Source organism: Paenibacillus sp. NPDC056933 (assembly GCF_042674385.1).
GTDB lineage: Bacteria > Bacillota > Bacilli > Paenibacillales > Paenibacillaceae > Paenibacillus.
The window spans coordinates 2,285,671-2,304,633 of the sequence record NZ_JBHUQN010000001.1; the positions used below are offsets into that span (position 1 = coordinate 2,285,671).

Annotated in this window: 18 protein-coding genes; 15 read left to right on the forward strand and 3 right to left on the reverse strand. The window is 45.4% G+C overall.

Features of this window, described 5'->3' with window-relative positions; genetic code table 11:
* The first annotated feature begins 25 nt into the window (after window positions 1-25).
* The 5 genes from ACFTRD_RS10255 (at window position 26) to ACFTRD_RS10275 (ending at window position 5,066) form a co-directional block, all read left to right on the forward strand.
* Window positions 26-1,306: an aminotransferase class III-fold pyridoxal phosphate-dependent enzyme gene (locus tag ACFTRD_RS10255; protein ID WP_379379411.1), complete on the forward strand. Its 1,281-nt coding sequence runs from the start codon at window positions 26-28 to the stop codon at window positions 1,304-1,306.
* Between the two features lie 60 nt (window positions 1,307-1,366).
* Complete coding sequence (locus tag ACFTRD_RS10260; protein ID WP_379379413.1) at window positions 1,367-2,398, forward strand: zinc-dependent alcohol dehydrogenase; 1,032 nt, start codon at window positions 1,367-1,369, stop codon at window positions 2,396-2,398.
* Between the two features lie 84 nt (window positions 2,399-2,482).
* Complete coding sequence (locus tag ACFTRD_RS10265) at window positions 2,483-3,727, forward strand: MFS transporter (RefSeq protein WP_379379415.1); 1,245 nt, start codon at window positions 2,483-2,485, stop codon at window positions 3,725-3,727.
* A 64-nt stretch (window positions 3,728-3,791) separates the two neighbouring features.
* Window positions 3,792-4,385, forward strand: coding sequence for a DUF1349 domain-containing protein (locus tag ACFTRD_RS10270; RefSeq protein WP_379379417.1), 594 nt, complete (start codon window positions 3,792-3,794; stop codon window positions 4,383-4,385).
* Between the two features lie 39 nt (window positions 4,386-4,424).
* A complete protein-coding gene (locus ACFTRD_RS10275; RefSeq protein WP_379379419.1) occupies window positions 4,425-5,066 on the forward strand; it encodes an HAD family hydrolase in 642 nt (213 codons plus the stop codon).
* Here the strand turns inward: ACFTRD_RS10275 and ACFTRD_RS10280 are convergent.
* Complete coding sequence (locus ACFTRD_RS10280) at window positions 5,063-5,878, reverse strand: helix-turn-helix transcriptional regulator (protein WP_379379421.1); 816 nt, start codon at window positions 5,876-5,878, stop codon at window positions 5,063-5,065. The genes ACFTRD_RS10275 and ACFTRD_RS10280 overlap by 4 nt on opposite strands.
* Window positions 5,879-6,119: 241 nt before the next feature.
* Between ACFTRD_RS10280 and ACFTRD_RS10285 the strand changes: the two genes are divergently transcribed.
* The 3 genes from ACFTRD_RS10285 to ACFTRD_RS10295 all read left to right on the forward strand — a co-directional run bounded on the left by ACFTRD_RS10285 (window position 6,120) and on the right by ACFTRD_RS10295 (window position 8,219).
* Entirely contained in the window at window positions 6,120-7,241 is a 1,122-nt protein-coding gene (locus ACFTRD_RS10285; RefSeq protein ID WP_379379423.1) for an NAD(P)/FAD-dependent oxidoreductase, read from the forward strand.
* 17 nt (window positions 7,242-7,258) lie between these two features.
* A complete protein-coding gene (locus tag ACFTRD_RS10290) occupies window positions 7,259-7,543 on the forward strand; it encodes a hypothetical protein (protein WP_379379425.1) in 285 nt (94 codons plus the stop codon).
* 133 nt (window positions 7,544-7,676) lie between these two features.
* The gene (locus ACFTRD_RS10295) at window positions 7,677-8,219 is read left to right on the forward strand and encodes a GNAT family N-acetyltransferase (RefSeq protein WP_379379427.1); all 543 of its coding nucleotides are present in this window, start codon (window positions 7,677-7,679) and stop codon (window positions 8,217-8,219) included.
* Between the two features lie 219 nt (window positions 8,220-8,438).
* Here ACFTRD_RS10295 and ACFTRD_RS10300 read toward each other — a convergent pair whose 3' ends face one another.
* On the reverse strand, window positions 8,439-9,878 hold the full coding sequence (locus ACFTRD_RS10300; RefSeq protein ID WP_379381284.1) for a DHA2 family efflux MFS transporter permease subunit: 1,440 nt from the start codon (window positions 9,876-9,878) through the stop codon (window positions 8,439-8,441).
* 281 nt (window positions 9,879-10,159) lie between these two features.
* On the opposite strand from ACFTRD_RS10300, the gene ACFTRD_RS10305 reads away from it, so the two are divergent.
* Entirely contained in the window at window positions 10,160-10,765 is a 606-nt protein-coding gene (locus tag ACFTRD_RS10305) for a TetR/AcrR family transcriptional regulator (protein WP_379379429.1), read from the forward strand.
* A 68-nt stretch (window positions 10,766-10,833) separates the two neighbouring features.
* On the opposite strand, the gene ACFTRD_RS10310 is transcribed toward ACFTRD_RS10305, so the two are convergent.
* Window positions 10,834-11,493 carry a hypothetical protein gene (locus ACFTRD_RS10310; RefSeq protein WP_379379431.1) on the reverse strand — a complete coding sequence of 220 codons (660 nt, stop codon included), beginning with the start codon at window positions 11,491-11,493 and terminating at the stop codon, window positions 10,834-10,836.
* A gap of 568 nt (window positions 11,494-12,061) precedes the next feature.
* On the opposite strand from ACFTRD_RS10310, the gene ACFTRD_RS10315 reads away from it, so the two are divergent.
* The 6 genes from ACFTRD_RS10315 (at window position 12,062) to ACFTRD_RS10340 (ending at window position 18,951) form a co-directional block, all read left to right on the forward strand.
* A complete protein-coding gene (locus ACFTRD_RS10315) occupies window positions 12,062-13,021 on the forward strand; it encodes an ArsR/SmtB family transcription factor (protein WP_192266931.1) in 960 nt (319 codons plus the stop codon).
* On the forward strand, window positions 13,002-13,853 hold the full coding sequence (locus ACFTRD_RS10320) for a helix-turn-helix transcriptional regulator (RefSeq protein ID WP_379379434.1): 852 nt from the start codon (window positions 13,002-13,004) through the stop codon (window positions 13,851-13,853). The genes ACFTRD_RS10315 and ACFTRD_RS10320 overlap by 20 nt, the downstream gene beginning before the upstream one ends.
* Window positions 13,854-14,017: 164 nt before the next feature.
* Complete coding sequence (locus tag ACFTRD_RS10325; protein WP_379379437.1) at window positions 14,018-14,971, forward strand: glycoside hydrolase family 43 protein; 954 nt, start codon at window positions 14,018-14,020, stop codon at window positions 14,969-14,971.
* Between the two features lie 301 nt (window positions 14,972-15,272).
* Complete coding sequence (locus ACFTRD_RS10330) at window positions 15,273-17,003, forward strand: type 2 periplasmic-binding domain-containing protein (RefSeq protein ID WP_379379439.1); 1,731 nt, start codon at window positions 15,273-15,275, stop codon at window positions 17,001-17,003.
* Between the two features lie 46 nt (window positions 17,004-17,049).
* A complete protein-coding gene (locus ACFTRD_RS10335) occupies window positions 17,050-18,021 on the forward strand; it encodes an ABC transporter permease (protein WP_379379441.1) in 972 nt (323 codons plus the stop codon).
* Window positions 18,022-18,048: 27 nt separating this feature from the next.
* The gene (locus ACFTRD_RS10340) at window positions 18,049-18,951 is read left to right on the forward strand and encodes a carbohydrate ABC transporter permease (RefSeq protein WP_379379443.1); all 903 of its coding nucleotides are present in this window, start codon (window positions 18,049-18,051) and stop codon (window positions 18,949-18,951) included.
* Window positions 18,952-18,963: the final 12 nt, after the last annotated feature.

Below are 18,963 nucleotides of genomic sequence, written 5' to 3' on the forward strand. Positions count from 1 at the left end.
CCAAGTAAACAGGGAGGAACCAAAGGTGAATTCAAAAGAGAGCACGCTGGATCGTGCCGTAAGATTTACCCGGAATCTGGAGTGGTTGGAACAGGTCGAAAAGGTCATTCCGAGTGGATGCAGTACGTTGGCTAAAGCGCCTGAACGATTGTTTCCGGGTTACACTCCCGTATGTTGTGCCGAAGCGCGCAATTCCCGTTTTATAGATATCGATGGAAATGAATGGCTGGATTGTGAGATGGCGATGGGCACGGCCCCATGGGGACATGCAAGGCATGAAGTTCAACTGACCGTCATCCATCAACTGAAAAAAGGTACAAGTTATTCGATCCCTGCTGACATTGAACTTGAATGCGCTGAACTGATTTTGGAGCGATTTGAAGGCCGTTACCCCTCACTGCGATTCACCAAGAGCGGTGCCGATGCAGTCAGTGGAGCCGTACGTCTGGCTCGTGCGGGAAGCGGCAAAAGCAAGGTCATTGCAACTGCCTATCATGGATGGCATGACTGGTCTGCGTATGGTTACTACGGCCGCGAAACGAAAGAGCGAGGCATTCCGGTGGATATTGAGCGTACAACAATATGGGTGGACAAGCCTTCGCCTGAGCGTATTGAGGCCCAAATCACATCCTCTCCCGAGGATATCGCCTGCATTGTTCTGTGTCCGAATGAATGGAAACGTGAACCGTTGGAGAAAGTCGTATCCCTATGCCGTTCATTAGATATCATTGTCATCTTTGATGAAGTAACTTCGGGTATTCGAATGGGTAAGCAGGCTACAGCTGGAGAGTATGACATCTGGCCTGATCTGCTCTGTATCTCCAAAGGTATGGCGAATGGAATGCCCCTTGCTGCCGTGATGGGACCAGAACATTTGATGTCGCTATCAGGACAGGTAAGGTTCAGCAATGCTCATTCCAGCGAGACCACTGCACTCGCGGCAGCCATTGCATGTGAGCGATTGATGAAGAGCGCGAAAGTATGGCCAAGCTGGCGGGAGGCTACCATCCGCATTATGGATCTTATTGAAGCCGAACTTGTACTTCTTGGATTGACGGATCAGTTGGCGTTGAAGGGGACCTATGCGAGTTTTTCGATTCAATCTGTGTCGGAGGATAACTTTCAGACTGATCCATTCCGTGAGTTTATCGTTAAAAGAATGGCCCACTTCGGCATTTTCACCAAAGGATATTTTATTTTCTCAGATGCTCATACCCGGGATGAATTGCTATGGGTAGAGGATGCTCTTTTGCAGACGCTATCGGACTGGAAAGAGGTATTGAAGCAGCAGCACCTTTCGAGATGAGATTCTCGAAAACGTTTAAAGTATAACCCTGTAAGGGGAACCAATAAGGAGGAGTATTCAATGAAAGCAATCGTATATCAGGATCATAAACAGGTGGCACTGCAAGATATTGAGGAGCCAAGCATCCAAAAGGCAAATCAGGTCAAAGTTAAGATTTACGGCTCCGGTATTTGCGGTACGGATTTGAACATTGTGAAAGGTAAAGTTCCTGCCAACAAAGGAACGGTTATCGGCCATGAAGGGGTGGGTACCATCGTTGAGGTGGGATCAGAGGTTCGGGGACTCCAGGTAGGAGATCGGGTATTAATTGACCCCACCCAATCCTGCGGCATTTGCTCTTATTGCCGTGAAGGTCTGTTCATCTATTGCGAAAACTTTGATGATCACCAGGTAGGCATGACCACTCATGGTACATTTGCAGAATATTATGTTGGCGATGAAAAGTATGTCTATCCCATTCCGGATTCCATGAGCTGGGAAACAGCCATGATGATCGAGCCGCTTGGTTGTGTGCTGCAGACATTTATGAAAGCAGGAGTTAAGCCAAGCGATTCTGTTCTGGTCCTGGGTTCCGGTGCAATTGGTTCGTTATGTCAGCTTGTAAGTAAACGACTAGCACGGCTTACGGTAGGAACAGAAGTCGATCCATACCGCAAAGAGTTTGCTGTAGGCATTGCCAACCATGTTTTCTATCCTCAGGAACTGACGCTGGATCAAGTATACGAGATCAATAACAATAAAAAATTTGATATCGTGGTGGATGCTGTAGGGAACCAGCTTCATGTGGGATTTGATCTGATTGCCAAAGGCGGCAGAATCATTCCTATGGGCTATGACGACAGCTATGAAGTGACGTTCAAATCGACACACGTTATTAATGACGGAATTAGTATTATTGGTGCGGTGGCTAATCACTCGATGATCAGTACAGCATTGAAATTTGCACAAAGCATCCCGGAACTGGAGCAAATGGTGACATCCACGGAACTGCTAAGTGACTACGAACAGGCATTCAACGGAACGATTGGTTATCATCTGCGGACCGGGGAGAAACTGCCCATGAATTCGGTTAAAACCGCTTTGATCTTATAAGTATGTAGATATTGGAAGGTTTACCGCTGCGAAAAGAAAGAATTCGCAGCGGTGAAAACCACCGCAGAAAGAGGGGGATATGGATTGAAGCTGCTTCAAGATTTGCCGAAAAATCCGCGGTACTCCATTTTACTCGAGCCGGTATGGGCCATTCCAGGAACAATCGTTCTCTTCTATGCTCCCTTATATATGAAGGAAGCTGGACTTTCGGATATTGAAATTGGTTTGATCAATTCAGTAAATCTTTACTTTGCCTTTATATTTCAATTGTTTGCAGGCTCCATCACGAATAAGTTGGGGCGTAAGCGAACAACACTGATATTTGATTTGGTTGCATGGAGTGTTCCCATGTTCATCTGGGCTTTTTCCCAGAATTTCTGGTTGTTTTTGATCGCTTACTTACTAAATGCCACTTCCAAATTTGTGACGGTTTCCTTCAACTGTCTAATCATCGAGGATGTTGAGGAACACAAACGATCCAAGGTCTTCGCAATCCTCAACATGATCATTACAGGTGCTGGGGTCCTGACACCTATTGCAGGAGTAGTCATTGCAGACTTTGGTATTGGGCCTACACTCGCCAGTATCTATTTTATCGGGGGAATTCTGATGACCGCCATGTTCTTCATTCGGAATCGGTACACGGATGAGACAGTGGTCGGGAAAGAACTTATGGGAATGCATAGTCAGACTCGCGTGATGCATAGCCTCGCTTCCAGTTTGCGCTTATTCGGGAGATCGTTCTACAAACGGAGACTATTTCCGATTATTTTGATTACGGTGTTGTCCAATCTGATCCTGCAATTGAATTTTTTTCAGGTGATTTTTTTCAAGGAACAGTTAAAGTTTGATGATCGTGTTATCTCGTTTATTCCGGTAGTGACCGCGGTAACCGTCATGCTGCTGTACCTCGTAATCATCCCGCGTCTGAAACGACGCTCGGAAGAGAAGTATGTCGGTTTTTCCATTATACTCAGCACAGCCGGGGCAGTACTGTTCCTTCTGATTCCAGTGGGAAACATAGCGATGCTCTTTCTGACTCTGATCGTGCTCGCGGCAGGCAATTTTATCTTGCAAACGTACCGGGACTCGCTGCTTATGAACCGATTGGGCACGCACGAAAAAGCCGATATGTTCTCGGCAGTACAGACCGTCATGACGCTAACAGCTATCCCATCAGGTTATCTGACGGGTCTGCTCTATCACTATAATCCAATGCTATTATTTAGTGTCATTCTTGTACTTTACCTCCTGCTTATGATCATTATGTTATTCCTGCCTGATCCTCAAAAACACTCCCAAGTCATCGAGTCCTACAAAAATATGTAGAAGAAGGGGTTTTCTGTATATAGCACGAATATATGATACAGAAAATATCTTGGGAGGCAAAGAGATGACAAACATATTGGCAACAGAAACCAGAAACCAACTGAATTGGATCAATGAGCCGGATACCTGGTCTTATACCGATCAGGGAGGGCTGATTGTGGAAGCACAGGCAGATACAGACTTTTTCCATGATCCAGCGGGTAAACATATCCGTTCAACCGCACCATTTTTTTCGATGCCTGTACCTAACGATTTCGAAATGACGACGCAATTAACCGTGGACATGAAAAACCAATATGATTCCGGATGTTTGATGGTCATGGCGGATGAACGCAACTGGTGCAAACTGTGTTTTGAGTACGATGGAAAAGCAGCTACCATTGTGTCGGTGGTAACCAAAGAAGGCTCATCCGACGATTGCAATTCTATCGAAGTTTCTGTAGCCAATCCCTATCTGCGCATACGCAAAGTGGAAGACTGCATTTCATTTTTTTATTCATCCGACGGGGATGAGTGGAAACTAATTCGGTATTTCGGCATGCCGATTCAGGGGGAGATTCGGGCTGGAGTAGTTGGACAGTCACCGGCAGGAACAGGATGTACCTGTCACTTTTTATCTATGAATGTGACCCATCCGGACTTGACTGCACGTTTCTAAGCCCATCCCCCTGCCGATCATTGGAGGGAGAAAAGCGGAATGATAAAAGCCTTTATTTTGGATTTTGATGGACTTATTGTGGACACGGAAACTCCCTGGTATTATGCTTTCCGCGATATCTATGAGGAGCATGGAATTGAGTTGGGGCTTGAGCTTTGGTCGAAAAATGTGGGGACATCATTTGAGGAATTCCACCCTTTTCTCTATCTCGAGCAAGCGCTGCAAAGACCAATAGATCACGATCATATCAAGTTGCTATCTGAACAGAAATACGAATCATATCTGGGGCAGGCAGCCATTCTTCCAGGAGTACATGAGTTGCTCCAGTCTGCCAGAAATAAGGGGATTCAGCTTGCTGTTGCCTCCAGCTCCACTCGGGATTGGGTGCATGGTTATTTGCACAAGCTTGGCATTTTCGAACAATTTACGGTGATCCATACCTCTGAGGAAGTCAAGCGGGTCAAACCGGATCCGGAATTGTACCTTCTAACTCTGAAGAGTCTTGGGATCGAAGCGGTCGAAGCCGTAGTGTTCGAAGACTCGCCTAATGGATTAAAGGCAGCCAAAGCGGCTGGGATTCGTTGTGTCATTGTACCAAACGAGGTAACGCGTAATCTGGAATTTACGAAACATGATTTGCGGTTAACCTCGCTGGCAGAGATTACGATGGAAATCCTTTAACCCAGGTACTGTTTACGTAACTCGATAGGGGAGATCCCTTCATATTTTTTAAACACTGATCCAAAGTAACTGGCGCTGTTGAAACCAACCGCCTGGGCTATTTCATGGGCAGTGATGACGTCATCGTGGATGAGCATTTCTTTCGCTTTCAACAATCGATAACGCGTCAGATAATCGAGGGGAGTCATCTGGAATTCTTTTTTGAATATTCGATTCAAATGCTGTTCCGTGACGTTCATCTGCTGAGCTAACATGGAGAGCGAGATATCCTGATGATAATTTTGTTTGATAAAAGTGACAAGTCCGCCCAGCTTTAATCGAGCATCAGAGCGTTCATAAGCACCATAACGTTCTCCCTCAAGAGTTAACCTGACCAGAAGCATATACAGTAATGCGGATACGTGCCAGATTTGATCCTTGTGCCGGGACTGTAGCGCCAACGTTATTTCATGCAACAGGATATGAAGCATTCCGTCCGGCTTGAAGGCGCGCAGCTCCCCGATCTGCAAGGTATGCAAGAAACGAGGCAATAAATAGCCATTAAAGGATAGACAATCGAACAATAATGAGTCACTCAGATTGTGGTAACGGTAAGTAACTTCCGGGAACATGATAAGCGCGGTTCCTTCACGAATCGAATATTCATGATCTTTGGCTGCAATTCTCCCAGTTCCTCCGATGCACTGCACAATGCTGTAATCCCGTGAATGGTCATTCCAATTCATCAATTCATCTAAGGTCAGCTGGTTTTTCCCTGTAATCATAAGCGGCATTTCAGTATCCAGCGTGTTCCCCTTGCTAGGTTTCGGCATCGTCGTGTTTTCCTCATTTCGTTAAAGGATCATGTGCGTAAGTAGCGTGGTTACAGCGTTAAAGGAAACCTAAATTGAATTATATTACATAAATAACATTAATTTAAACGGCTATTTCATCCCCCACCCTCTTCCTCGAAAACCTTTTAGGAATAGGCGTCTCGATGACGCTGCCTTGCCATGATTATGCAAAGCAGTATAGGCTATAATGGATACAGTGATTTAGGAAAGGAATGCAATCATGAAGAAAGTCATCGTTGTAGGATCAGGAATTCTTGGGGCATCAACAGCCTATCAATTAGCAAAACTCGGAGCAGAGGTTGTTCTTGTTGACCGAAAAGATCAAGGACAGGCTACGGATGCCGCTGCGGGGATTATCTGTCCCTGGTTATCTCAACGGCGCAATCAGAATTGGTATCAGCTCGCCAAGGCAGGTGCTCGTTTTTATCCCGGATTAATAGAACAACTTGAGCGTGAAGGGGAAACGGAAACGGGTTATGCTCGGGTAGGTGCTCTTAGCATTCATACGGATGTGGAGAAACTCAACAAGATGCAGGATCGAGCACATTTGCGTAAAGAAGATGCCCCGGAGATAGGTGAGATTACACGTCTGGATAAAAAGGAAACCCGTGAGCGTTTTCCTCTACTGGAGGAACATTATCAATCGGTAAACATTAGCGGAGCTGCACGCATAGATGGACGTGCGCTGCGCGATGCCTTGATCCGATCTGCGCAGCGCAATGGCGCGGTCTTGATTCACGGGGATGCGGCACTTCAATATGAATCGAATCGAGTAACCGGAGTCATTGTGGATGGCAGGAGCATAACCGCTGACGAGGTTGTTGTATGTGCAGGCGCATGGGCCAATGAGCTGTTACAGCCCTTGGGACTGAACTTTAAGGTTCATTTTCAAAAGGCACAAATCATGCATTTGCATGTCCACGATCAGCAGGATACAGGTAGTTGGCCTGTCATTATGCCGCCTTCAGATCAATATCTTTTGGCTTTTGATCAACAGAAGATTGTCATCGGGGCTACCCATGAAAATGATATGGAAAGCTATGATACAAGGATAACGGCAGGTGGCATGCAGGAAGTTTTGAATAAAGGGCTGGAACTGGCACCAGGCTTGGCAGATAGTACTTTTCAGGAGGTTAGAGTGGGCTTCCGTCCGTTTACACCCGGTTTTCTGCCGGTGATGGGTACTGTTCCTGGCTGGCATGGTCTGATCACGGCTAATGGCCTAGGTGCTTCCGGTTTGACGATGGGGCCATTTATTGGATACCAGCTGGCGAAGTTGGCACTCGGTATGAATTTGGATATGGATATCCAGCCATATGATATTGGAAAAGCTCTGGAATAAAGGGAAAGAGGTGAACCATGACGTATTCCCAGCGTTTAGCTCACGGCAATTCCTCAGATATCGTATATTTGGAGCATCAGATTGCTATCGCAGAGGAAGAATTGGCAATAGCCGAGGAAAACCTGAAGAATGATGAGGCGGAATTGCGCCAGGTCAGAACAAAAGTAACTTATGATTCGGCGGTAGGTTCGTCGAAGGAAACAAAAATGATGGAGCAGTTATCACAGGCGCAGAAGACTATCGAACGTATTCGCACCCGTCTTGTGAACTTACAAGAGGATTTAGGGAAGCTGGGCGATTAATCAGGAAGGGTTTGACATTCCGATATTTAAAACGGCCTTATGCAAACATAAAGCGGAGCAGGAACTGGGAGCTGTAGAGGACACTCAGAAGAAGCAACACATGGACTACAACCAGAGCAGAGGGTGAACATACATGAATGATGCCGGAGAACGAATCCAGTTAAAGTTGTTGAACGTCGAAGACGCGGAAATACTTCTGGATTTGCAGCTTCGCAACCGGGCTGTATTCGAAGAAATATCGGCAAGCGATCGATCGGATACCTTCTATACGCTGGAGGGCCAAGTGGCAATTCTTGAGCGTTGGGCGAAGGCTAGAGAAGAAGAGAAACGGTATTCTTTTGGGATTTTCCTGAAGGCTACACAAGAGCTCATTGGGGAAATCTCTCTGTTTGAACTTGTACTGGAGCACACCGACAAATGGATTGTCGGTTATGTATTGGATCAAGGGCACAATGGTAAAGGATATATGAGTGAAGCCCTTCAAATGGTACTGAAATTTGCTTTTAGTGAAGCGGGAATAAAGCGGGTGGAAGCAGGTGCTTTGCCCGACAATATTGGATCGATACGAGTGCTCCGCAAAGCAGGTTTCCAGGAGATAGGCCGCCAGAACATTAAAATTAAAGGAAGATGGAAAGAACATGTGATGTTTGCAGTGGATTGCCCTGAGAGAGCTTGAATAAACGGAAATAAAAGCACTTTTCAGAATGAAGCAAGAAAAAGTGAGGCAAGGAAAATGGCTCTAACGGTTGAGAGTAGCGTATTGGCCTTTCCTTTTTTGAACTCGTTTAAAGATACAAAAAAGCGGCGGATTGGACGTAAATCTAAATGTCCTAATCGGCCGCTTCTTGTATAAAGACTCTGACTCCACAGGATGCAAATCCTGTATTTGCGTTTCTTAATTGGTGTTCATGGAGACTTTTTGCCGTACAGGCTGTTTGGAGTCTTCCTCCGTTGCTTGTTTGGTCCGTTTAATGAAGAAAGAAAGCAGCAGTCCGAGAACGGCAATGCCGATAATGACGACATATGCATCATTAATTCCCTGGATCATAGATTCCATTCCCAACTGTTGTTGAGTTAAACCTTTGGCTGCACCGCTTGAAACCATATCCTGTACATGTGCCGTTGTACGACTGGTCATGACACTGACGAGCAATGAAGTACCTACAGCTCCAGCGACCTGTCTGACGGTATTGGATATCGCTGTACCATGTGGCCCAAGTCTTGGTGGCAATTGATTCAAACCTGCCGTTTGGATAGGCATCATGAGCAAGGCCATACCAATTCGGCGACCGGTTGACATTAATACCAGGTACGTATAACTGGTCGAATCCGTAAGGTCGATGAACCCGATGGTGGTTACGATGGTTATAACCATCCCGATAATAGCCAGCCATTTTGCGCCGAAGCGGTCAAACAATCTGCCCGTTACCGGCATCAGGAAGCCCATCACAAGTGCCCCAGGGAGTAACAGTAGTCCAGACTCCAATGCCGTGTAACCCCGTGCATTTTGGAGGTATAAAGGAAGCAACATCATATCAGCATACATGATCATCGTTATCGCGATATTAATGATCGTGGTCAGAGAGAACATATTATACTTGAAAGCCCGCAGATCGAGCAGGGGAGTTGCAGACGCGAGCTGTCTCCATGTGAACAGTCCAAGAGCAACAACTCCTGCTGCAAGGCATATGATGACTTCTGCGCTTGACCATCCCAGACTTCCCGCCCGGCTGAAGCCATACAGCAATGCGCCGAATCCAATCGTGGACAGCAGCACGCTAAGCGTGTCAAATTTGAGTTTGATTCGTTCCGATACATTTTTGAGATATACAAACCCAAAACCAATAACAATAACGGTTAGTGGGATCATCCCGTAAAACATCGTTTGCCATGTGTAGTTCTCAAGAATATAACCAGCAAGGGTTGGCCCAATGGCCGGAGCGAAAATGATGGCAAAACCGACCATACCCATCGCGGCGCCCCTTTTCTCAGGAGAGAACAAGGTAAGAATGACATGCATCAACAATGGCATGATAATACCAGCACCGGCTGCTTGAACCATACGTCCTGTCAGCAAGGTACCGAAATTACTCGCAAGGGCAGATATAATCGTACCGATGAGGAAAATAAACATCGAAGCTTGAAATAATTGCCGTGTCGAAAAGCGTTGCATGAAATAGGCCGTGATGGGAATAAGAACTCCGTTCACCAGCATGTAGCCTGTCGTAAACCATTGGGCTGTTGCTGCTGAGATATTAAAATCACCCATCAGCTCCGGTGTTGCCACACTCATTACGGTTTGGTTCAATGTGGCAAGAAATGCTCCCAAAATCATAACAAACAGTATGGGGCCCTTTTTTACGTCATCTCTTTCTTTTAATCTAGCCTGGCTCAATCCATTCCATCCTTTCAATTCACACGTGACTAAATTTACAACGTGTTGTATAGTTTACATTGTATTTATTGAATTATATACATATTCCCGAAGATTACAATTTACGATTTTGGGTATTTTCGTTGCTTATTTTACGAAACAATAAAATATGTCGTTTAATTCGGAAATAAACGACTGATCATTTAAAATTGTAATTTTTAAAATTTGAGGAGTGATTTTGCATGAAACATGATAAGAAATCTGCTACAGATCCTCGGATACTTCGCACAAGACAGCTGATTCGGGATGCGTTTGTAGACCTGTTACAAGAAATGGATATCGAGAAATTGTCCGTTAATCGGATTGCGGAACGAGCGACCATTAATCGGGTGACGTTTTACCTTCATTATCGTGACATTACAGATATGATGGAAAAAATGGCTGACGAGATGATCGAACACATTGAACGGATTGTGGACGAACATGCTCCTCCATTGGATGATGCTGCCAAAGACGATGGTTGGCCTGTACTTGTAAAATTGCTTGAACACTTTGCTGAACATTCGAAATTCTATAGCGTTGTTCTCGCTTCCAGACGAACCCCCATTTTTACGGAGAGACTCTTGAAATTGCTAACGAAACTTGTTTCAGCCAAGATTGATAGTTTGGAACTGGGAAACTCTCTTGCACAGGCGGGTATTCATAAGGAGATCGCCATTTGGTACAGTTCCTCAGCCCTGATTGGTACCATTGTATCCTGGCTTCGCAATGACATGCCCTATGCTCCGCATTTTCTTGCCAAACAGTTCTCTTTAATTCGTGCTTATTCTTATAATGACTTGATATGATAAAAAAACATCTGTCTATAGTTAGGTTCAACTATAAGCAGATGCGGTTACAACAGATGATAGTATGGCTATTCTCTTGCCCGGGTTCTTAATATCATATACAGTCCGATGAGTGCTGCCAGAAGGCCAAAAATGATGCCTGAAAGTCCATTGTAAAAGGTAGGATCTCCTTTATATGAGAATGACATGATCGCAGTTTGTGTTAATGAAAGTGAGATCAAAGATGAAGAGAAATTCGTCAGTTTGATCGCTTCAATGACCGGTTCATTATTCCGTCTCGCCATGATGGCGCCCCCAAGAGAAACGGCGATTTCGGTAAAAGTAACGGCAGCTATGATGAAGGCGACATAGCGAGGATAGTGTGTTCTGCTGCCATCAACGAATAATAATTTACTGCAATAAATGATGTACACCACACTTGATGCAAGCACAATCGTGCCTATAAAGTGATAAGCAGCGTATTGTTTTTTACTGATCTCCTCCGGGCTGGAGTCACCGAGATTCGAGTCTTCATGTGCCTTTGCTGCATAGTACTTGGCAACGGCGATGCCGATATTATAGAAGGCGTTAATACATAAAAAGAAGGAGAGCGAGAAAATTCCCAAGAATATTTTACCCACTGCGATTAGGGCATTGAGTGGAACGGATAATTTGGCAAAGTAGATAATGCGATTATTTTTAACTTTTAATACGGATTCGCCCGTATTAAATTGACGTATCCAATTCACTGTCTTTCCTCCCAAACGAAACCCGATGTGTTAAGAATGAGTCCAGTGTTCAAGCATACCATACTAAACCATATGGTCCACATATTAAGTTTAGACATCGTTGTACAATCGCAGGAAATGGGACAGCTATATGTTCACGAGGCAGTGATTCATCGGCACACCTCTCGCAAATTGAAGCTGTCCCGTGCCAATCTGGCTGATTTTTGCTTGAGCAGGCCAGTGACAATACGTATGACAAAAGGACATGTAAAAGAAAATCATATGAGCTGAGTTTGCGACGAAGAATCGGAAGGGGCTTCGGTTTGCGAGAGTCGCCTATTTTTATCAAGCGTGGAAAACTGCTGAGCGATAAGCTGCTGCTTCATGATTAGGAAATCCATTTTATGGTGCAGATGCTCCAAATGCAGATTACTTTATTCATTGCCTTCACTATAGAAAAGATTACATGGAAAATGTTCTCAGATTAATTCTACCAAACGGCAGGATTGGACCATGGGCAACATTGTGTTTATTCCTGTTATTCAGTAGAATTATTTTTAATTCATATTTTCAAAAGGAGAGCAAATACGTGCTGGAACTCAGCTTTAATGACCCGGAAAAACTGGTAACTGTAACCCACGCCCTGTCGACTCGTTCCCGGATTGACATTCTCCAGCTTTTAAATACCAACAACTTAAACATTATCGAAATTGCCGAAGCACTGGACCTGCCGGTGTCAACGGTAGCCAATCATATTAAAGTGCTGGAGGCAGCCCATTTAATACATACGGAAATGCTCCCGGCTTCTCGCGGAGCCATGAAGGTTTGTAGCCGTAACTATGATGATATTCACATTGCCCTGGATCGGGTTGCATCTTTTCCCAAACGGGATACGAATGTCTATGAGGTCCAGATGCCGATAGGGCACTACAGCGACTGTGAGGTTGCGCCAACATGCGGTATGGCGAGCACGGAGGACATGATTTTGAAGGAAGATGACCCGGCAAGTTTCTATCATCCCAAGCATATTGATGCTCAGATTATCTGGCTGGCAAAAGGGTACCTGGAATATTTGCTTCCGATGGACATTCCGCAAGGCGCCATGATTGAAGCTTTGGAATTGTCCATGGAAATCTGTTCTGAAGTAGCAACCTATAACAATGACTGGCCCTCAGATATTTCCGTTTGGGTTAATGGCACTGAGATCGGGATGTGGACAAGTCCCGGAGATTTGGGTGACCGCCGTGGTAAACTGAATCCGGCATGGTGGTCTGATGGTTCTACACAGTACGGTATTCTCAAAAAATGGCGTGTGGACGACAACAAAACCATGCTGGACGAAGAGAAAATTTCTGATGTGTCCCTGTCTGATCTTCATCTCGAGGAGAAACCCAAATTAAGACTGCGCATTGGAATTCATCCGGATGCCAGACATCAGGGAGGCTTGAATCTGTTTGGCAAGGGGTTTGGTGATCATGAACAGAACATTATTATGCAGGTAAGGTATACGATGAATGCGGGTGATAAGCATGCGAGATATGCCAAATAACAATACCTCATTAATTGTGAGTATCGAGCGTTTTAAACCGAATTTGTTTCATTTGGAGCAGGGCGAAGGTTTATTCAAGTCTCATTCACATGATTATAATGAACTGACACTTATACTGGATGGAGAAGGGTACTACAGTTCACCAGAGCAGAATGTCAAAGTGGGCAAGGGCGACATGATCATGATTCCTCCAGCACTTCATCACGGTTATGTATGCACCGATCCCTGGCAAGGCATTTCCGTGCATTTCTACCATGATCAGTTACCTGTACATTCTCGTTATCTCTTTCACGCGCAGGATCATCAGAGGGATCGCATTCAGACTGCGCACCTCTCTAAGGACAGTCTGCGGTGGGCAGAAGTGAGTTTGTCTCAATTGGAGAAAGAGTGGCGTTCCGACAAAAAAAACATCGATTCCAGTCAATTAATGCGTTTGGCGCTGGAGACCTCACTGTGTCTTTTCCAACAAAATCATTCGCTCGACTCTTCCTATCCTGTTCACCATACGACCAGCCAAGAGATAATTCAGGAAGTGCTAAAAGAGATTCACTCGGCGTATTACACTCCGATTACGGTCAGTGAGTTAGCGTCTCGACATTTTCTGTCCGCCAGTAATCTGCGAAAGAAATTTACGGAAACCGTTGGTGTCTCCCCGAAACAGTACATCATTAATCTTCGACTAATCGAAGCCAAGCGTCTGTTACAGCAAACCAACAAGGCTGTTGAGATGATCTCATCGGAAGTGGGTTTTACCTCGTCTAGCAGGTTTTATGATTTCTTTGTTAAATCGGTTGGGGTTACTCCGCTGGAATGGCGGATGCAAAACAATTAGTAGCGCTTCAACAGGGAAACCGTCTGCGGACGGTTTTTTTCGACCGACGAAATCGCTTGAAGGTTGTCTTTTTTATCCTTGTATTTAAAGCGTTTTCATAATTGTTTGTCAATATAACCTGCCAGATAATAGAAAATAGTTCGATAAGAAGGGAGAAGGAAGAAATGACCAACAAGAATATTTTCTATAACCCGGTTGCAATGCAATCCGCAGATCCTTGGGTCTATAGGCACTCAGATAGCCATTATTATTTTATGCGCACAACCTCAAATTACCTGGAGCTTATTCAGTCTTCTCGATTATCGCAAATCGACAAAGGGACTCGGAAAATCATCTGGTCACCGGAGCCTGGGGGGCGTTACAGCCATCATTTGTGGGCACCAGAAATCCATTTTTTGAATGGAAGATGGTATATATACTATACGGCCAACGATGGGGGAGGGGACGATTCACGGCGGATCTGCGTGCTGGAGAATGAAAGTCCGAATCCTATGGAGGGGGAGTGGGTATGGAAGGGAGCACTGAATACTCCTGTTCCCGGTTTGGACGGTACTGTGCTGATGCTCAGGGGACAGCTTTATTTTTTGTATGCCGGATATGGTCATTTTCCAGACTATGGATCGGCAATCTATATGATGCGGATGTCTGATCCACATTCCTTGACAGGTGATCATGTTTTGCTCACGGCCCCGACCCTTACCTGGGAAAAGCAGGGGGGAATGGCGATTAATGAAGGCCCGGTCACACTGCAACGGAATGGACGCATTTTTCTGGTATATTCCGCAAGTACAACCTGGTCTGAAGATTATGCGCTTGGCATGCTGACCATGAATGAACAGGATGATCCGATGCTTGCCTCTTCGTGGACCAAGTCTGCGGAACCTGTTTTTCGAAAAAGCCCGGATAATGGAGTATATGCCACAGGACACAACAGCTTCACCACCTCACCTGATGGTCAGGAAGACTGGATTGTATACCATGCTCTCCCGAGCCCAGGGGCTGAAACGGCTTTAAGGGCAACGCGCGTTCAGAAATTGGGATGGAATTCGGATGGAACCCCTGACTTTGGTGTGCCTTTCAGTGATAATCAGGCGCTTCAAGTTCCATCCGGAGAATGAACCGGAAGACGTGGGAATCATGTATAGGTATGTTCATAATTACAATAACTTTGTAACTAATAGTGCTTCATTTATCTTTGGATAAAATCGATATTGTTAAACCGGACTATTGAAACGTTGCTTGGAAAGGGTGAGAGTGGCTTTTTAACAAAATATGCGAAGATATTTTATTACAATAAAATAGATTGAAATCGTTGATATACAATTATTGTGTAACTATACTTTGATTCAAATACAGAAAATTACAAATTAGATAGGCATCATTAGGGGCGCTTCTCAAATTCATAGCGGGGGGATGGATATGGCGAAATTTAGGAAACGGCTCATGAGTGTTGTGATGGTGTCTGCAATGTTGTTTTCGACTGCAGCATGCAGCAGTCAAAATGAATCAGGAGAGGCTGAACCTCAGGATAAAGAAGTTTCCACAGAGAAGAACAAGGTCACATTCACGGATATAAGCCTGGATATTCGCGGCAACCAAAAGCCTACGCAAGCGCAGAGTGACGAGGTAAACCACACGTTAAATGACACCTATTTGGGAGATCTGTACGATGAAACCATCCCGAACGATTACTCAGCGTATCCATATAAGAAAGATGTCACGCTGGACGTTTGGATGCCAGCCAATCCCAACGTCCCTGACATGAACAAACAGGTGGTACAAAAGCAAGTGCAGCAACTGACCGGAATCAAGGTCAACTTCATTACACCACCAGTTGGACAAGAGGCAGACGCCTTTACCCTGATGATCTCATCCGGGGAGCTGCCCGATATCATTATCAATCCTGAACGTTATCCGGGAGGTCTTGAAGCGGGTTTGAATGACGGGGCTTATCTGGATCTCACCGACTTGATGGAAACCAACGCTCCGAACTATTCAGCATGGCGGAACTCCGATGAGACGAGAAGGAAGACGACCGTTACCGATACCGGCAAGCTTCTTGGTTTTTATGGAATCGCTCCGTATTCCGAATGGACCTGGTTCGGTACGCTGATCAAGAAGGAAGCATTGGAAAAGACGGGACTGGACGTTCCAGCCACGATCGAGGAGTGGCATACCTTTTTGAAAAAGAGCAAGGAAGTTGGATATGCTGAACCACTGAATTATGGATCTTCCTATGGCCAGGTCTTTACAGGCATTATTAATGGCGCATATGGCGTATGGGACTGGACCTTTCTTGATGCGAATGGAAAAGTCGCTTGGGGTCCTGCACAACCCAAAGCCAAGGAATACCTGACAACGATGCAGCAGTGGAACAAGGAAGGATTGCTTAATCGGGATTGGGCAACCGCAGACTTTAACCAAAGGATGGCAAGCGCGATCTCGGATAAAACGGCAGTCATGATGGATTCACCGGATACGATGTGGAGTTACTGGAAGCAGCAGAACGATATCGATTTTGTGGGCGCGCTCAATCCAGTTCTGAACAAAGGTGATAAATCAGCAACGACCTACAAGAACTTCAAACGAACAGGAACCACAGCGGCAATCACCACTCAATGTGAAGATGTAGAAGCGGCAATGGCCTGGCTTGATTTTAACTACAGCAAAAAGGGCTGGGAAATTCTCAATTATGGAGAATACGGAACAGTACATTTAATCGATGAGAACGGCAAACCGTATTTTCATGAAGATAGTTACATTTACAAAGATCCGGACGGCCAGCCTGTTGCGACGACTTTGTTGAAGTACCGCATGCATTCCTGGCCAGCCATTCGCGACGAGCATAACTCAAATCCACTCATTGTTGCCAAAGGGAGCTATTCCGGAGACATTCGGAAAGAGTGGACAGAGAACATGGATACCAGCATGGCGATGCCTCCAATCACGTTCACTCAGGAAGAAGCATCACGGGAAGCTGAATTGGGCAACCAGCTATCCACACTGCGTGGCGAGTATTTTGCCAAGATCATCATGGGGGAACTTCAGGTTGATGCATATGACAAGTTTCTAACGGAAGCCAAGAAGATGGGGCTGGATGAATTCCTGAGCATCCATCAGGCAGCGCTGGATCGGTATAACCAAAGGTAGCATGAATCTCTGAACAGTGAGGAGTTAGAAACGAGGTGCCAATAAGATGCTGACTGTACGAAAAAACAGGGAGCTGCACAGCGGGATGATCGCCCCCAAACGCAAAAATACCGGTCAAATCATTAAAAAAGATTTTAAAAAGAACTGGTTTGCCTATATGCTCGCGATCCCGGTGATCGCCTGGTTCCTGGTCTTCTGTTATGGACCGATGTGGGGTGTACTCATTGCGTTTAAAGACTTTAAACCATTGCTGGGCTTTGCGGATAGCCAATGGGTTGGATTCAAGCACTTTATCGAATTCTTTGAAGGCCCTTATTTCTGGAGAGTAGTCAAGAATACACTGCTGTTGAATCTGTGGGGAATCGTATTTGGTTTTACGGCTCCGATCCTACTGGCGTTAATGCTTAATGAAGCACGGAACAGCAGGTTCAAAAAAGTGGTACAAACGATTACCTACATGCCTCACTTCATTTCACTGGTCGTCGTCTGCGGTATGATTCATATCTTCACTGCCGATGAAGGTATCATCACTCAGATTCTGCAGTTCTTCACAGGCAAGGAATACAGCTCCTTGTTAGGATATTCGTCCATGTTCCGACCGATTTATACCTTTTCGGGCATATGGCAGAGCATAGGTTGGGAGAGTATTATTTATCTGGCCGCCATGAGCTCGATTGATCCTGCCTTGTACGAGGCAGCCGATATTGATGGGGTTGGGCGAATCAAAAAGATGTGGCATATAACGCTGCCCCAGATCAGTCCGGTCATCGTGATTCTGTTTATTTTTGCAATTGGCGGTTTGATGGCTTCCGGTTACGAGAAAATAATCCTTCTATATAACCCGCTGACCTATGATACCGCGGATGTCATTGCATCCTATGTGTATCGAAGAGGGTTAAGAGAAGCGAGCTTGAGCTATTCCACAGCCGTCGGCTTGTTAAGTGCAATTATCAATTTCGCATTATTGTGGGCAACGAATAGAATTGCCAAGCGTAACTCTGAGGTCAGCCTGTGGTAGGAAGGAGTTAGGAAGGAGTGAAGCAAGATGAAATATCGTAAAACGATGGGCAACCGGGTGTTCGACATCGTGAATTACACACTGCTGTCCCTGTTGACGCTGGCCTGTCTGTATCCCATTCTGCATATTGTGTTTGCTTCTTTCAGCGACCCGGCCCGACTGGTGGCGCACAAGGGGCTTCTGCTTAAACCGTTGGGATTTACTTTGGATGGATACAAGCTGATTTTCAAGGATAACAGCCTTTTGGTGGGATATAGAAACACGTTAATTTACGTGGGACTGGGGACGTTCGTCAATATGGTCATGACCATTATGGGGGCTTTTGTCCTATCGAGACGTGATTTGTATTTTAAAAATGCAATCATGATTGTCATCACGATTACGATGTTCTTCGGAGGTGGCCTGATTCCCTGGTTCCTTTTGATGAAGGATATCGGTTTGTTCAATAATCTGTGGGCCATGATTTTGCCTACGGCGCTGAGCACCTGGAATATTATCATTTTGCGAACCGGCTTTCAGGCGATCCCCTTGGAATTGGAAGAGGCAGCAACGATTGATGGTGCGAGTCAGGCACGGATATTGATGTATGTGATATTGCCGCTATCCAAAGCTACCCTGGCTGTCATCTTCCTCTACTATCTGGTTGGTAACTGGAACTCATGGTTTAACGCCATGGTTCTGCTGCAGGACCGGGACAAATTCCCGTTGCAACTCCTGATGAAAGAGATTCTGGTAGCCAATGACTCAAGTGCAACAACCATGGGGAGTGCGGGCGGTGTCGTGATTGACAGTGCTGGCAGTTCAACGGCTTATCGGGAACTCGTCAAATACTGCACTATAGTCGTATCTACCATTCCAATCCTGATGGTCTATCCTTTCTTGCAAAAGTATTTCGTAAAAGGTGTCTATGTGGGTTCAATAAAAGGTTAAAAGGAGCGATTC

Excerpts from the sequence above, each read along its gene's own strand:
- ACFTRD_RS10335 (WP_379379441.1), top strand. The coding sequence starts at position 17,050 with ATGCTGACTGTACGAAAAAACAGGGAGCTGCACAGCGGGATGATCGCC.
- ACFTRD_RS10290 (WP_379379425.1), top strand. The coding sequence starts at position 7,259 with ATGACGTATTCCCAGCGTTTAGCTCACGGCAATTCCTCAGATATCGTA.
- ACFTRD_RS10300 (WP_379381284.1), bottom strand. The coding sequence starts at position 9,878 with ATGATTTTGGGAGCATTTCTTGCCACATTGAACCAAACCGTAATGAGT.
- ACFTRD_RS10275 (WP_379379419.1), top strand. The coding sequence starts at position 4,425 with ATGATAAAAGCCTTTATTTTGGATTTTGATGGACTTATTGTGGACACG.
- ACFTRD_RS10325 (WP_379379437.1), top strand. The coding sequence starts at position 14,018 with ATGACCAACAAGAATATTTTCTATAACCCGGTTGCAATGCAATCCGCA.
- ACFTRD_RS10340 (WP_379379443.1), top strand. The coding sequence starts at position 18,049 with ATGAAATATCGTAAAACGATGGGCAACCGGGTGTTCGACATCGTGAAT.
- ACFTRD_RS10270 (WP_379379417.1), top strand. The coding sequence starts at position 3,792 with ATGACAAACATATTGGCAACAGAAACCAGAAACCAACTGAATTGGATC.
- ACFTRD_RS10295 (WP_379379427.1), top strand. The coding sequence starts at position 7,677 with ATGAATGATGCCGGAGAACGAATCCAGTTAAAGTTGTTGAACGTCGAA.
- ACFTRD_RS10260 (WP_379379413.1), top strand. The coding sequence starts at position 1,367 with ATGAAAGCAATCGTATATCAGGATCATAAACAGGTGGCACTGCAAGAT.
- ACFTRD_RS10280 (WP_379379421.1), bottom strand. The coding sequence starts at position 5,878 with ATGCCGAAACCTAGCAAGGGGAACACGCTGGATACTGAAATGCCGCTT.
- ACFTRD_RS10285 (WP_379379423.1), top strand. The coding sequence starts at position 6,120 with ATGAAGAAAGTCATCGTTGTAGGATCAGGAATTCTTGGGGCATCAACA.
- ACFTRD_RS10320 (WP_379379434.1), top strand. The coding sequence starts at position 13,002 with ATGCGAGATATGCCAAATAACAATACCTCATTAATTGTGAGTATCGAG.
- ACFTRD_RS10330 (WP_379379439.1), top strand. The coding sequence starts at position 15,273 with ATGGCGAAATTTAGGAAACGGCTCATGAGTGTTGTGATGGTGTCTGCA.
- ACFTRD_RS10305 (WP_379379429.1), top strand. The coding sequence starts at position 10,160 with ATGAAACATGATAAGAAATCTGCTACAGATCCTCGGATACTTCGCACA.